Below are 12929 nucleotides of genomic sequence, written 5' to 3' on the forward strand. Positions count from 1 at the left end.
CACAGGAACGACGATATTTATAAGCTCGTAATATGGCTATTTATGGGAGAACGTATGAAAACACCTGATGAATGTCGTGGGCTTGAAGATATCCGCTTTGAAATTGACCGGTTGGATAAGGAAATAGTCGGCCTGCTTGGCCGTCGTCTCGGCTATGTCCTTAAGGCAGCGTATTTTAAAAAAAATGAGGCAGATATCCCTGCTGCCGGACGAGTGACGGACATGCTTGTAGAACGGCGCATCTGGGCTAGAGAAGGGGGGATTTCTGAAGATTTTGTCGAAGAATTATTCATGCAAATCGTCGACTGGTATATTGCAACCCAGATCGCTCATTGGCGGAAGATGCATGGTCAGACAGAGGGAGGTGGCGATGCTTGAGGCGCTGCGAAAACCGTTGCTTTCTGCTATGCGGGAGGCAAGCCAGGTTGCTTCCTTGCACGGGCATCCAGTACTTGCGGTGGCAAGTATCGTTATTCCCCGTCTAGATTTACTTTCTATTTTTACTCGTTATTCTCCATATATGGATGTAAATCTCTGGTTCAGTTTTACAAAGCGTTCCATGCTCGGCCTTGGAACAGCCTTTGAGTGCATAGGGACAGGGGTAGATCGATTTTCTTTTGTTTCAGATAGTTGGCATAATATTATCAAGAAGTCCGTTGTGAATGGCGGCACCCCGCCTGTTGCTTTCGGGGGATTCCGTTTTGACACAGCCTCCCCCATGTCCTCCATGTGGACCGGATTTATGGATGGCGTACTCATAATTCCCCGTATAACTATCCTCCAAGGAGAGGGTGAAACGGACTGCTGCCGCATTATTGCTGCAGATCATGTCCCTCCCAAAGCAGATGTCACATCCCGGATCGAATCCATGCTTTCCACCTGGGCAGGGTTGCAGGGTGACTGGGACATGGCATCCGCAAACCCGGAGAGTCGTGTTGCAGTGTTCACACCTGAAGATGCGAAGGCACAGTGGCATGATTTGGTTCAGGCTGCCTTAAGCTCCATATCACGTGGTCCTATCAAGAAAATCGTGGTTGCACGCATGATTCGAGCTAAAGCAGAAGTTCCATTTTTTCTACCAAACATACTGAATAGACTGTGTGCTGATAACCCCAAGGCAACTATATTCACCTTTAGCCGGAAAGGAACTTATTTTGTCGGCGCTACGCCAGAAATACTCATTACTTCAAGTGCTGGATCATTCCAGACTATGGCACTGGCTGGAAGCGCTCCCCGTAGTGAAGATCCTGTGCAAGATTTCAAATATGGGCAGCAACTGTTAGCTTCGGCAAAAGAGCGATCGGAGCATGATTTTGTAGTACAGGATATACTGCGGACGCTAAAGCCATATTGCAGATATATAATTGCTGATAACTCCCCAGCCTTGCATAAATTGCGGAAAGTACAACATCTGGCTACCTTTTTTAAGGGAGAGATGTTGCCCCAGAAGAGTCTTTTGGATATGATATCGTTCCTGCATCCCACTCCCGCTGTTGGCGGGGTCCCGTCTGAGCCTGCATTGACTTTTTTGCGTGAACACGAAGGTTTTGACCGAGGTTGGTATGCTGGCCCTATAGGCTGGCTTGACGCAGAGAGAAACGGAGAGTTCATGGTCGCTCTGCGCTCGGGAGTGATTCAGGGTCGGGAGGCTGCACTTTTCGCTGGTTGTGGTCTTGTAGCGGACTCAGACTCGGAAAAGGAATATCAGGAAACGCAACTTAAGCTTTTGACTATGCTGGACGCCTTATGCCCGAGCCAGAAGGTGGAGAGCAGAAATATATGATTCTAGGTTTAGGCCTCATTAATTGTAAAAATCAGGAAAGTTGGTTAGTTATGCTCAAAGAAGGATGCAATGAACCAACTTTTCTATCTTTCTGCCGAACAGCTCGAGCGTATCAAGCCTTTCTTTCCACTTTCACACGGTATTCCACGCGTCGATGACCTGAAAGTCATAAGCGGCATCATTTATGTCATCAAACATGGCCTGCAGTGGAAAGATGCGCCGCGCGAGTATGGCCCGTACAAGACACTGTACAACCGTTTTTTGCGCTGGAGCCGGATGGGCGTCTTCAACAATATTTTTACCGAATTGGCAAAAACAGCGGGACAGGATGGCCAGGTGATGATCGATGCAACCCACCTCAAGGCGCATCGAACCGCCGCAAGTCTGCTCAAAAAAGGGCTCTTTCCCGCTGCATCGGACGCACAAAGGGCGGCCTGAACTCAAAACTCCATGCTGTTTGCGACGGTCACGGCAGGCCTCTGGCCATGAAGCTCACAGAAGGCCAGGTAAGCGACTACAAAGGAGCCACCCTGCTTATGGATGCTTTGCCTGAGGCCAGAGAGCTGCTGGCGGACCGTGGTTATGACGCCGACTGATTCCGTGATGCCCTGCGCGCCAGAGGCATTACGCCCTGCATCCCGCCCAGAAGGAGCCGAAAGAGACCCTGCCCGTACGATAACGATCTGTATAAACAGCGGCACAAGATCTTTGGTCATGTTTGGCAGGATCAAGGACTGGCGGAGAATAGCCATGCGTTATGACCGCTGCGCGCATACCTTCTTTTCACCTCTATGCCTCGCCGCTTCCATCATTTTCTATCTCAATTAATGAGGCCTGAGCCTAGATAGTGTCGTCAAACTATGAATAATATGGTAATATCTCTTCATGTCATAACGGGGGTATGTACGCACATCGACGACACGATATTTCTGACAGAGTTTGGGAAAACATACAGGCGCATCTCCCCGGCAAAAAGGGGAGCGTTGGTCGCCCGGCCGGAGACAACAGGCTGTTTATTAACGCGGTGTTCTGGATATTGCGAACGGGAGCGCCATGGCGTGATCTGCCTCCTGACCCTGGGGACTGGAAAAATACCCATCGCCGGTTTTGCCGTTGGCGTGACCGGGGTGTTTGGGAAAAACTCCTTGAAGTGCTCATGGTTGAGCCTGACTATGAGTGGCTGATGATTGATGCGAGCCATTGCAAAGTGCATCCCCACGCTGCCGGAGCGGTTGGCGGCAATCAGGCGATGAGCCGTACAAAAGGGGGCTCAACACCAAAATACATCTGGCCGTGGATGCGCATGGTATGCCGCTCAGAGTTGCTGTTACAGAAGGTACCAGAGCTGATTGCAAGGAAGCGTGCGCATTGATTGACGGCTTGAGCGCGGAGATGCTTTTGGCTGATCGCGGATATGACAGCAATGAACTTATAGACAAGGTTGTTGAGTCCGGCTGCCAGCCCGTCATCCCGCCCAGAAAAAATCGCAGGGAACAGCGCGATTATGACAGAGAACTGTACCGTGTACGGCACCTGGTCGAGAACGCCTTTCTTCACCTCAAGAGATGGCGTGGCATCGCCACGCGTTATGCAAAACGAAGCCTCTCCTTCCTTGCCGCCGTGCAAATCAGGTGTATCTCATTGTGGGCAGAAATAATTTGACGATACTATCTAGTATTACGGTTAATGACGAGATGAGACATTAGGCCTGACCTCATTTGCCTTTCATCGAGAAACGGTTGCCCTTTTCAAACTCCGGCATTTGTGCTTGAATCTCTAGGTGTTCTGGCTTGTCCGGCAAACCTATTTTTGGGCAGAAAGCAATGCGGGTGTCGAAAATACGCGAATTTTTCCGCACACACATGGGCGGCCGTCTGGGAAGAAAGCTTTTGGGCTGGCTCCTGCTCGGCAGCAGCTTTCTCACTCTCTTGGGTACCACGGTACAACTTTATGTTGACTATTCCAGAGACAGGAATTTTCTGAATACTCAGCTGAACCAGATTCAGACTTCGCGGGTGCCCAGTCTGAGCAGCGCCCTGTGGTTTCTGGACGAGGCCCAGATTACGGCCCAGCTCGAAGGAATTCTGGGGCTTCGGGATATCGTTTCTGCCAGGGTTGTCACGCTGACGGGCGAATCCTTTTTCCGGGGAGTTCAAGGCACGGACGAACCGGAAGTCCGCAGCTACCCTCTTGTGTACATCTCCCAGGAGAAGCCGGAAATATTGGGCACTCTCGTTGTCACCGCGGACAGAGGGGGACTGCTGGCCCGGCTGAAGGACAAGGTACTGGTCATTCTCATCACCCAGGCCGTACAGATTTTTTTCATATCCGTATTCATCGTCGTCATCTTCCACATTCTCGTGACCCGGCATTTACAGACCATGGCCGCATATACCACCCGGCTCGGCATCGGTCGTCTGCATATTCCTCTCGTTCTGGGGAAGACAGTCCATCCGGAGCGGACCGATGAAATTGATACTGTGGCGAGCGCCATCAACTCCATGAGGGAAAACCTGCTGCGGGATATCCAGGAGCGTCAGGAAACGGAGGCCCGGATAACCTTCGCCGAGGCATATATTCGCAACATTCTCGATTCCATGCCGTCGGTGCTCGTCTCCGTGGACACAAAGGGACGCGTGACGCAGTGGAATCTTCAGGCGGCCCGGCTCACCGGCGTCACGTCGAAGCAGGCTATCGGGTGTTTTTTTGAGGAGATATTTCTGGATGCGCCGGTGTCCATGCCCCAGATCCTGGAGGCCATCGACCGCCAGGAGCCTCTTCGTCTGAACAGCCTTGCCGAGCAGCAGGGGGATACGACCGTTTTCTTCGACGTCACCGTCTATCCCTTGGTCACGACCAAAATGCAGGGAGCGGTCATCCGTATGGACGACGTTTCGGAAAAGGTCCGGATGGAGGAGCTGATGGTCCAGTCGGCGAAGATGCTTTCCGTGGGGGGGCTGGCCGCAGGCATGGCGCACGAGATAAACAACCCTCTGGCGGGGATTCTGCAAAGCATGCAGGTGGTCAGGACCCGGATTGCGCCGGATTTCCCAGCCAATCGCGCCTTGAGCGACGAGCTGGGCTTCAGCATGGAACAGCTATGGGAATATCTGGAGCGCAGGGGGTGTCTGCGCATGCTGGATTCCATCCAGGACTCGGGCAGACGGGCGGCGCGCATCGTGGAAAACATGCTTTCCTTCTCCCGCAAGGGCCTGGGAAAGAAGCTGCCCGTGGACATGGCTGCCCTTTTGGACCGGACCGTGGAACTGGCCGTCAACGAACACGAACTGCATTTCCACGACATCGAGATCGTGCGCGAATACGCTTCCGACATGCCCCCGGTGTCCTGCGAGGAGAGCAAAATCCAGCAGGTTTTCTACAATCTGCTCCGCAACGGGGCTCAGGCCATGGCTGCGGCGAAGACCGCTAGTCCTCGCTTTGTCTTGCGTGTGACCCTTCAGGGGAAGATGGCCTGTATTGAAATAGAGGACAATGGCCCCGGTATGCCTGAAGGACGGCGCAAACGGATTTTTGAGCCCTTCTTTACCACCAAGAATGTGGGGGAAGGCACTGGGCTCGGTCTTTCGGTGTCCTATTTCATCGTGGTGGAAAATCATGGCGGCACCCTCGAAGTGGACTCCGCGCCCGGCCAGGGAGCCCTGTTCATCATCCGCCTGCCTGTGGAGAACGCCGCTGAGAACCGGGAGGAGGTTACGGCATGAACGAACGAAAAATTCTGGTTCTGGACGATGAGCCCGATATCCGCGACAGCTTGGCGGCCTACCTCGAAGACTGCGGTTTTTCCGTCCTGCCCGTGGGCAGCGGTGAAGAGGCGCTGGCTTCCCTGAGCGAAGTATGCGTGGCCATTGTCGATATCCGTCTGAGGGGCATGGATGGGCTGACTTTCATCAAAAAGGCGCATGCCCTGCGTCCGGATATCCTCTATATCATCCATACCGGCTCCACGGAGTTCCAGCTGGACGACGAGCTGCGGGCTCTGGGCATGACCGACGCGCAGGTGCTGTTCAAGCCCGTACTCGATATCGGTGTTTTCGACAGAATCATCCGGGAGCGGATATCGCGTCCAGGGGCGTGACGCCGCCTCTTTCATCCTCCCTTCCCATCCTGCAGGGGAGTCCGTATGAGAATATGGGATATTCATCCCGGATATCTGAACCGCCAGAGTCTGTTGGGCGAACACCGCGAACTGCATGGCATCCTGTCCATTTTGACCAACGGGAAAAAAGGCTATTCCAGGCATCCGGAAACCCTGCGCTGGGTTGGATGTGAAGGCGCGCTGGCCCGGCGGCACAACCTGCTGGCCCGGGAGATGGAGCTTCGCGGCTTCACCGACAAGACTCCTGTGGTTCTCCGCGACGGGGAGGAGCACTGGCCGGAAACATACGTGGACAGTCCCGCCCGGCAGTACGCACTGCTTGCGGACAAGTACGCGGGGCGGGAGCAGGGGCGGATTTCACTGCCCCATTCGGTGCAGCAGCTCTGGAGCCATCACAAGTATTCCGTTCTGGCCCGGGAGCCGGAAATGTACCGGTCCATAGGGCGGCAGGCCGCCTCAGGAGAGGCATCTTTTTCCGATCTGGCCGCCATGCTGGCGGAGGTGTTGCGTACGCCGCCCTCTCCGGGCGGTATCCGCAATGCGGTGCAACACATGTGGGGTCATGTGTCCGGTTTTCCACCTTCTGAATCTGTAGACGGCTGGCCGATGCATGATCTGCTGTGCGAGACGCAAAAGCGCGCCAGAATGCATGGCGAAGCCTATCTGCTCTCCTCCACGGCGCTGAGTGAACTGTCGGCCTGGCTGCCCGCGTGCCCGGACGGGTCTGGTAAACCGGTTTTTGCGGGAAACTGATATGAACGAAGTCTGGTTCGCTCTGGGCCTGACCACTCTGGCCGGACTGGCCACGGGCATCGGCAGCATAGTCGCCTTCACGGCCAAAAGAACGAATTACCGCTTTCTGTCCATAGCTACCGGCTTTTCCGCCGGAGTGATGCTCTATGTCTCGTTCGTGGAAATTTTTTTCAAGGGCCAGGATGCCCTGGTCGCCCACTACGGCGAGCCTCTCGGGTATTGGGTCAACACGGGCTCTTTTTTCGGGGGCATGCTGCTTATCGGCCTCATCGACAATCTCATTCCCCAGGAGGCCAACCCCCACGACGTTCCCGACGTGAGTGAAACGCTGGTGCTGCGCGAGGATGCGCCTTTGCCGGAAAACGGAAGCCCTGCGCCCGGCTCCCGCAACGGGCCGCTCATGCGCATGGGCCTTTTCACCGCCCTGGCCATAGGCATCCACAATTTTCCCGAAGGGCTGGCCACGTTTCTGTCCGCCCTGCAGGAGCCCGGTCTGGGGCTGGTCATCGCGGCGGCCATCGCCCTGCACAACATTCCGGAGGGAATCAGCGTCGCCGTGCCCATCTACTACGCCACGGGCGACCGCAAAAAGGCTTTCCTCTGCTCCCTGACCAGCGGCCTGGCCGAGCCCGTAGGCGCGGTCGCGGCCTATCTGGGGATTCTTCTCTTCTCCGGCGGCACGACTGTACCCGCGCATTTCATGGGAATACTCTTCGGCGGCGTGGCCGGAATCATGGTCTATATCAGTCTGGACGAGCTGCTGCCCACCAGCCGGGCCTACGGCAAGGGGCACGACAGCCTGTTCGGTCTGGCGGGAGGCATGGCCGTCATGGCCCTGAGCCTGCTGCTCATGCGCTGACTTCCGCTGTCAGAGAGTGATCATGCTTCACTGGAACGCCGACCCTACGGCTTTTTCTCTGGGACCCGTAAGCGTACGCTGGTACGGCATATTTTTCGCCGTCGCCTTCTGGCAGGGCCTCATATTCATGCGCCGGGCATACGTCCGCGCGGGGTATGACCCAGGGGAAGCGGACCGGCTGTTCGGCTATATCGTGATCGGCGTGGTGGTCGGCGCGCGGCTCGGACACTGCCTGATTTACGAACCGGCCTTTTACCTTTCCCGTCCGCTGGAGATACTCAAAATCTGGGAGGGCGGGCTGGCCAGCCACGGCGGAACCGCCGGTCTGGTTTTTGGCGCATGGCTGTTTTTCAAACGCTCCGGTCGGGCCGATCCGTTCTGGCTGCTGGACCGGCTGAGCGTTCCGGCGGTTTTGGGGGGCATGTGCATCCGGCTGGGCAATTTCATGAATTCCGAAATCGTCGGCCTGCCTGCTGCCGTGCCCTGGGCCGTGATTTTCGAGCGGGTGGATTCATTGCCCAGGCACCCGGCGCAGCTTTATGAGGCTTTGGCCTACGGCGTGACCGCCTTGCTCCTTGGTGCTGTCTCCGGGAGCGAGGCTGGCCGACGCAAAGGGGTTCTGGCCGGATGGTGTCTGATTCTGGTTTTCGGCTCCCGCCTTGTCCTGGAATTTTTCAAAACCCCGCAAGCCGCTTATGAGGCGGATTTCACGCTGACGGTGGGGCAGTGGCTGAGCGTGCCCGTCATTCTGGCGGGATGCTGGCTGGTCCGGCGGCGTCCATCGTAAACATTCTCTTTGGAGCCGTGTTTGCGGCAGCGGTCTGGCATTTCTTCGGGGAAAGACTGGCCATTTCCGGAGAAGCTTCTCTACTTTTTTTCTTCTTCTCCCCTGGTTTCCTGCCACCACAGCCGGGCTTTCTGGCTCAGAAGTTCCAGATCCCCGCCCGCAGCCACGTTGAGGTAGGACCGGAACAGCCGCACGGCTTCCAGACTGCGTGGGTTGGCTTCGAACAGAGTGGTGAAGAGTTCCGCGTCCTGATTGATCATTTTGGCCGCCGCATCCACGCGCCGGGCAAGGGACGGGGTGAAGAAGCGCTCCATATCCCTGACTGACGGCACGGCGCACAGATAGGCCACGGTGGTTACGAAATTGAGCCCCTGCACATAGCTCATGGCCTGGTCGTGTTCTTCGGCGGTGGTGGTGAAGGTGGAAAATCCGAGGGCGCGGAAGAGGCGGCCGAGATCTTCAAGGGCCTTCCGGTCGCGTCCCGGCACCAGAGCCACACGCAGATCCGGTCCGGCCGTCTCCGGCCCGAACAGGGGATGAGTGCCCGCCACGGGCGTGTGCGTGGCCGCGAGCATGGTTTCCAGGGGTGCGATCTTGAGGGAGCAGATGTCGGCCAGAATCGTTTCCGGTGAGAGATGCGGAGCCACGACTGCCACCACTTCCCGCATGGCGGTGACGGGCACGCACAGAAGAACCAGATCGGCGCCGCTTACGGCCTGGGGCAGGGCATCGGCGTCCAATGGATGATCGAATTCCTCCACTCGGTGTCCGGCGCGGCGGAAGGTCGTGACGAAGCGGCGGCCCATCTGCCCTCTGGCGCCGATCACCACCATGCGGGAGGGCACGTCAAAGCGCATGGGGCACTCCGTTGGCCCGGCGGATCAGCGCCCACGCCGTCCAGAAATCCGGGAAAGATTTGGCCACGCAGGCCGGGTTGTCCAGGCTTACCGCCACACCGCCCAGTTCCAGAAGCGAGAGGCTCATGGCCATGCGATGGTCGCCGTGAGCGGAGAGCTTTGCGCGCGTGCGAAACGGCCCGCCGCGAACGGCCATGCCGTCGGCCCGGGCCGTGATATCCACTCCGGCCTTGGACAGCTCCGCCACCGGAGCCTGGATGCGGTCGCATTCCTTGATGGCGAGGTGCGCGGCCCCGGAAATGACGGTTTCCCCCCGGGCGAAGGCTGCCACGGCTGCCACCGTGGGCACGATGTCCGGGCAGGCGTTCATGTTCACGTCCACGCCGTGCAGGGCCGAAGGAAAGACCGTTACTTCGTCTTTATCCCACAGCACGCGCGCGCCCATGCGTTCCAGAATGTCCACCATGAAGCGGTCGCCCTGGGCCGAATCGCGGCGTAGCCCGGTGACCGTGACCGGCACCCTGCCCACCGTTCCGGCGGCCAGAAAATAGGAGGCGTTGGACCAGTCGCCCTCGATGCGCATGTTTCTGGCCCGGTACGGTCCGGGATTCACCAGAAAGCGGATGTCTGCGGGCTCTGCCCCGGCGGCCCCCGAAACATGAGGGCAAGGCCGCCAGCCGCTGCCTGCGCGGAGCTCCACGGCCGCTTCCGCGCCGAAAGCGTCCATCATGTCCAGGGTCAGGGCCACGTAGGGCCATGAGGCGGTGGACCGTCCGGTCAGGGTGATGACCGTTCTGGACCGGGCCAGAGGTGCGGCCAGAAGTAGGCCCGACAGGTACTGGCTGCTCTGTTCCGGATTGATGGGCGTTTCCCCGCCGGAAAGGCCCTGCCCGGCGATGGTCAGGGGCGGGTATCCGGTTTTTTCCTCGAAGATCACATTCACGCCCTGGGAAACGAGAGCGTCGGTCAGATGGGATATGGGCCGCTCGTGCATGCGTTCTTCGCCGTGGATGCGCCATTTGCCCGGAAAAGCTGCCGCCACGGCGGCCATAAGGCGGCAGGTGGTACCGGATTCACCCACGTTCAGGGATACGGCCGCGCCGGAAGCCGGACCTGGGACCGTACCCCGCACCAGCAGGCCGCCGTGGCAGGGTTCCAGTTCCACTCCGAGGGCGCGCAGGCATTCCTTGGTGCGGCTCAGATCCTGGCTGTCCAGCAGTCCTTCCAGGATGGAGTCGCCGGAAGCCAGAGCCGCGCAGATGAGAGCTCTGTGCGACAGGGATTTGGATGGCGGAGCGGCTATGCGAACGGGGTTCATGCGTCCTCCTGCCCATGCGGCAGCAGGCCGGCTGTACACACGTGGTACGGCACAGTCCTGTTGCTCTGCGCAGAATTTTTTTGGGTAATGGCATCTAGGCCGGCTTTGCGTGAATCCGCAGCCAGAAAGACCCCTCGTGGGGTAGTTTGGGGTGCGGAGTCCGCGGATCGTCCCAGATGCTCCAGATCAAGTTGATGGACGGGCAGGTCCCCTGGGTTGGGACAGGTTTTTACCAGTCGCCGTTGCAGAGCGCGCGACGAAGAGAAGATCTCCCGATAGATAGAGCGCAGGTGTTCCTCGGGAATGGGGCCGCGATTCAGTCGGGTCAGCCGGGTCAGTATCACCTTTTCCCTGGATGGCCTGAACACCGCTGCCGAGGCTGCGGCCTTGATCCGCCCCGCCTCTAGGCTCAGGGCCGCGCGCTGGTTCAGAAGTTCCACAATACGCTTGTCCAGAGCGTCGATTCGCTTCCGGATTTCAGTCAGCTGGTCGGCAATCATAGGTGTTACTCCCTGATGTCTTCGTCGATGCGCATGCCGAAATGCCGTCCCGCCTGGTCCGTGCGGCAGAGCACCGTATCGCCCGTGGCCAGATCGACCACGCTGACCGGCGCGCCGTCGGCCCGGACCAGTCGGATGGTCTCGGCGTTCTGCAGGAAAACGGCGCCGGTTCTGTCGCCGCATCGGGCCTCGATGAGCAGCATGGGCCGGACCTCGGTTTTGCAGCGGCCCACGGTGGCCAGGGTGGTGGAGCCGTCGGCGGCCGCGAGCAGGACTTCCGTCCCGGCGCGCAGCTCTTCCAGATAGGAGGTTCTGTCGCCGGGCATGACGGCATAGGCGTGCACGGCCCCGGCGTTGATCCTGAACGGCCGGGGAGCCACATAAGGATTGGATTCCGTTTCCGCGTTGACCAGAAAGGTGAAGGCGCTGGAGTTGCCCACCAGCATTCCCTGGCCGGACCGCATCAGGGTCATGGTGTCCACGCAGACGCGGTGGCCGAGACCGGCCGGGGTAATGGCCGTGATCGTGGCCGTTTCCAGCGGCAGAACACCCTGGCTGAGCTTCAGCTCGCGGACAATGCTCTTCAGGTCGCCCGCGCCTTGGGGTGTGACGACGACGGTGGCCACACCCCGCTCCAGAATGCCGGCGGCAAGCCTGGCCCTGTCCAGCCCCGCCGCCTCCACGGCCAGCCCGCCGGACTGGGCCAGAATGTTCTCCACGGGAATGATCTCCCAGCCCTCGCGCAGGATCACGGTCCGGCCCTGAGCGAGCAGCCGTACGGTCTCTTCTTCATCGGACTTGTCCTTGAGGGCGACGAATTCCAGTTCCCCGGCGTCCAGAACGGGAATCTTGCTCAGAGCCCGCACTGCCTCCAGATGTTCGGCCTCGGCGATGACGGCGTCCACCCCGGATTCCAGAGCCAGGGTGACTTCGCCCTTGTCGAAGGGCACGGCTTCAAAAAAGATTTTTTTCATGGCGTTTCTCCAGGCGTCAGCCCGACTTCGGCGCCTAGACGGCGTTTTCCTCGAACAGGGCCAGAGCCTGATCCACGGAGTAGTCCAGATGCACCACGCTGTGCAGAGCCCGCACCAGCCGGGCCGGGTCCTCGGCCTGGAAGATATTGCGCCCCATGGACAGCCCCGCGCCGCCGGCGGTGATGGAGTCGTGGGCCATTTGCAGGATTTCTCTGGGCGAGTCCATGCGCGGCCCGCCGGCAATGACCACGGGAACGCAGCAGCTTTCGGTCACTCTGGAGAAGGATTCGGGATCGCCGGTGTAGGCCACTTTGATCACGTCGGCGCCCAGCTCCACGCCCAGACGGGCGCAGTGAGCCACGGTGAACGCGTCCCATTCAGACTTCACCTTGGGGCCGCGGGCATAGACCATGGCCAGGAGCGGAATGCCCCATTCAGCGCAGGATGCGGACACCCGTCCCATGTCCCGGAGCATGTCCCGCTCCGATTCGTCACCCAGGTTCAGATGCACGGACACGGCATCGGCTCCGAGCTTGATGCCTTCCTCCACCGTACCCACCAGAACCTTGGCGTTGGGGAAAGGAGACAGGCTGGTGCTGGCGGAAAGATGGATGATGAGTCCGATGTCCCGGCCGTGCCTGCGGTGTCCGCACCGGGCCAGTCCCTTGTGCATGAGCACGGCGTTGGCTCCGCCTTCGGCCACCTTGTCTACGGTGACCCGTGTGTCCACCAGCCCGTCGATGGGGCCCACCGTGGTGCCGTGATCCAGGGGCACGATGATGGTTCTCTCCGTGTTACGGTTGAAAATTCGCTCCAGCCGGATACTCTTTCCCATGTGCATGATCGTCTCTCCTTAAATAATGAATTTCCGGCGGCGAAGAAAAAGGGCCGCCGGCGGTTGCCTGCGGCCCTCTAATGCTTTGCTCGTGTCGGAAAAAGATTACGGCAACGCCTCCGGACCACAGGAATTGCGACAGTAAT

13 protein-coding genes and 1 pseudogene are annotated in these 12929 nt (G+C 58.7%); 9 read left to right on the top strand and 5 right to left on the bottom strand.

Annotated features, from left to right (window positions below; genetic code table 11):
- Nucleotides 1-54 precede the first annotated feature (54 nt).
- The 9 genes and pseudogenes from AXF15_RS05825 (at nucleotide 55) to lgt (ending at nucleotide 8299) form a co-directional block, all read left to right on the top strand.
- A complete protein-coding gene (locus AXF15_RS05825; RefSeq protein ID WP_066608723.1) occupies nucleotides 55-378 on the top strand; it encodes an isochorismate lyase in 324 nt (107 codons plus the stop codon).
- Nucleotides 371-1783 (top strand): isochorismate synthase, encoded by a 1413-nt coding sequence (locus tag AXF15_RS05830; protein WP_169793606.1) that lies wholly within the window; start codon nucleotides 371-373, stop codon nucleotides 1781-1783. Before AXF15_RS05825 ends, AXF15_RS05830 begins: the two co-directional genes overlap by 8 nt.
- A gap of 69 nt (nucleotides 1784-1852) precedes the next feature.
- Nucleotides 1853-2611: pseudogene (locus tag AXF15_RS13470) on the top strand (IS5 family transposase).
- A gap of 73 nt (nucleotides 2612-2684) precedes the next feature.
- Nucleotides 2685-3445, top strand: a protein-coding gene (locus tag AXF15_RS13475; RefSeq protein WP_151192301.1) for an IS5 family transposase whose coding sequence is annotated in 2 segments (ribosomal slippage) — nucleotides 2685-3042 and nucleotides 3042-3445 — 762 coding nt in all. Because the reading frame shifts where the segments join, the coding sequence is not laid out codon by codon here.
- A gap of 167 nt (nucleotides 3446-3612) precedes the next feature.
- Nucleotides 3613-5505: an ATP-binding protein gene (locus AXF15_RS05850; RefSeq protein WP_211259017.1), complete on the top strand. Its 1893-nt coding sequence runs from the start codon at nucleotides 3613-3615 to the stop codon at nucleotides 5503-5505.
- Nucleotides 5502-5879, top strand: a complete 378-nt coding sequence (locus AXF15_RS05855; protein ID WP_066604588.1) for a response regulator — start codon at nucleotides 5502-5504, stop codon at nucleotides 5877-5879. The genes AXF15_RS05850 and AXF15_RS05855 overlap by 4 nt, the downstream gene beginning before the upstream one ends.
- 45 nt (nucleotides 5880-5924) lie before the next feature.
- Complete coding sequence (locus AXF15_RS05860) at nucleotides 5925-6653, top strand: DUF1722 domain-containing protein (protein WP_066604590.1); 729 nt, start codon at nucleotides 5925-5927, stop codon at nucleotides 6651-6653.
- Nucleotide 6654: 1 nt separating this feature from the next.
- Complete coding sequence (zupT, locus tag AXF15_RS05865) at nucleotides 6655-7512, top strand: zinc transporter ZupT (RefSeq protein ID WP_066604592.1); 858 nt, start codon at nucleotides 6655-6657, stop codon at nucleotides 7510-7512.
- A 22-nt stretch (nucleotides 7513-7534) separates the two neighbouring features.
- Nucleotides 7535-8299, top strand: a complete 765-nt coding sequence (gene lgt / locus AXF15_RS05870; protein WP_066604594.1) for a prolipoprotein diacylglyceryl transferase — start codon at nucleotides 7535-7537, stop codon at nucleotides 8297-8299.
- A gap of 80 nt (nucleotides 8300-8379) precedes the next feature.
- Here the strand turns inward: lgt and AXF15_RS05875 are convergent, their stop codons facing one another.
- From AXF15_RS05875 to AXF15_RS05895, 5 genes are read right to left on the bottom strand one after another with little or no spacing between them, the layout of a single operon-like run.
- Nucleotides 8380-9156 carry a prephenate dehydrogenase/arogenate dehydrogenase family protein gene (locus AXF15_RS05875; RefSeq protein ID WP_066604599.1) on the bottom strand — a complete coding sequence of 259 codons (777 nt, stop codon included), beginning with the start codon at nucleotides 9154-9156 and terminating at the stop codon, nucleotides 8380-8382.
- Nucleotides 9146-10474 (bottom strand): 3-phosphoshikimate 1-carboxyvinyltransferase, encoded by a 1329-nt coding sequence (locus AXF15_RS05880; RefSeq protein WP_066604602.1) that lies wholly within the window; start codon nucleotides 10472-10474, stop codon nucleotides 9146-9148. The genes AXF15_RS05875 and AXF15_RS05880 overlap by 11 nt, the downstream gene beginning before the upstream one ends.
- Nucleotides 10471-10974 (bottom strand): chorismate mutase, encoded by a 504-nt coding sequence (pheA, locus tag AXF15_RS05885; RefSeq protein ID WP_066604605.1) that lies wholly within the window; start codon nucleotides 10972-10974, stop codon nucleotides 10471-10473. The genes AXF15_RS05880 and pheA overlap by 4 nt, the downstream gene beginning before the upstream one ends.
- A gap of 5 nt (nucleotides 10975-10979) precedes the next feature.
- Nucleotides 10980-11948: a 3-dehydroquinate synthase II family protein gene (locus tag AXF15_RS05890; protein WP_066604607.1), complete on the bottom strand. Its 969-nt coding sequence runs from the start codon at nucleotides 11946-11948 to the stop codon at nucleotides 10980-10982.
- Nucleotides 11949-11982: 34 nt separating this feature from the next.
- Entirely contained in the window at nucleotides 11983-12789 is an 807-nt protein-coding gene (locus tag AXF15_RS05895) for a 2-amino-3,7-dideoxy-D-threo-hept-6-ulosonate synthase (RefSeq protein WP_066604610.1), read from the bottom strand.
- Between the last annotated feature and the right edge of the window lie 140 nt (nucleotides 12790-12929).

Origin of the sequence: Desulfomicrobium orale DSM 12838 (assembly GCF_001553625.1) — a bacterium.
GTDB classification, from domain to species: domain Bacteria; phylum Desulfobacterota; class Desulfovibrionia; order Desulfovibrionales; family Desulfomicrobiaceae; genus Desulfomicrobium; species Desulfomicrobium orale.

Bases quoted from the DNA above. Each gene is read 5' to 3' on its own strand.
- zupT (WP_066604592.1), top strand. From the start codon at position 6,655: ATGAACGAAGTCTGGTTCGCTCTGGGCCTGACCACTCTGGCCGGACTG.
- AXF15_RS05890 (WP_066604607.1), bottom strand. From the start codon at position 11,948: ATGAAAAAAATCTTTTTTGAAGCCGTGCCCTTCGACAAGGGCGAAGTC.
- AXF15_RS05895 (WP_066604610.1), bottom strand. From the start codon at position 12,789: ATGCACATGGGAAAGAGTATCCGGCTGGAGCGAATTTTCAACCGTAAC.
- AXF15_RS05860 (WP_066604590.1), top strand. From the start codon at position 5,925: ATGAGAATATGGGATATTCATCCCGGATATCTGAACCGCCAGAGTCTG.
- pheA (WP_066604605.1), bottom strand. From the start codon at position 10,974: ATGATTGCCGACCAGCTGACTGAAATCCGGAAGCGAATCGACGCTCTG.
- AXF15_RS05855 (WP_066604588.1), top strand. From the start codon at position 5,502: ATGAACGAACGAAAAATTCTGGTTCTGGACGATGAGCCCGATATCCGC.
- lgt (WP_066604594.1), top strand. From the start codon at position 7,535: ATGCTTCACTGGAACGCCGACCCTACGGCTTTTTCTCTGGGACCCGTA.
- AXF15_RS05825 (WP_066608723.1), top strand. From the start codon at position 55: ATGAAAACACCTGATGAATGTCGTGGGCTTGAAGATATCCGCTTTGAA.
- AXF15_RS05875 (WP_066604599.1), bottom strand. From the start codon at position 9,156: ATGCGCTTTGACGTGCCCTCCCGCATGGTGGTGATCGGCGCCAGAGGG.
- AXF15_RS05830 (WP_169793606.1), top strand. From the start codon at position 371: ATGCTTGAGGCGCTGCGAAAACCGTTGCTTTCTGCTATGCGGGAGGCA.
- AXF15_RS05880 (WP_066604602.1), bottom strand. From the start codon at position 10,474: ATGAACCCCGTTCGCATAGCCGCTCCGCCATCCAAATCCCTGTCGCAC.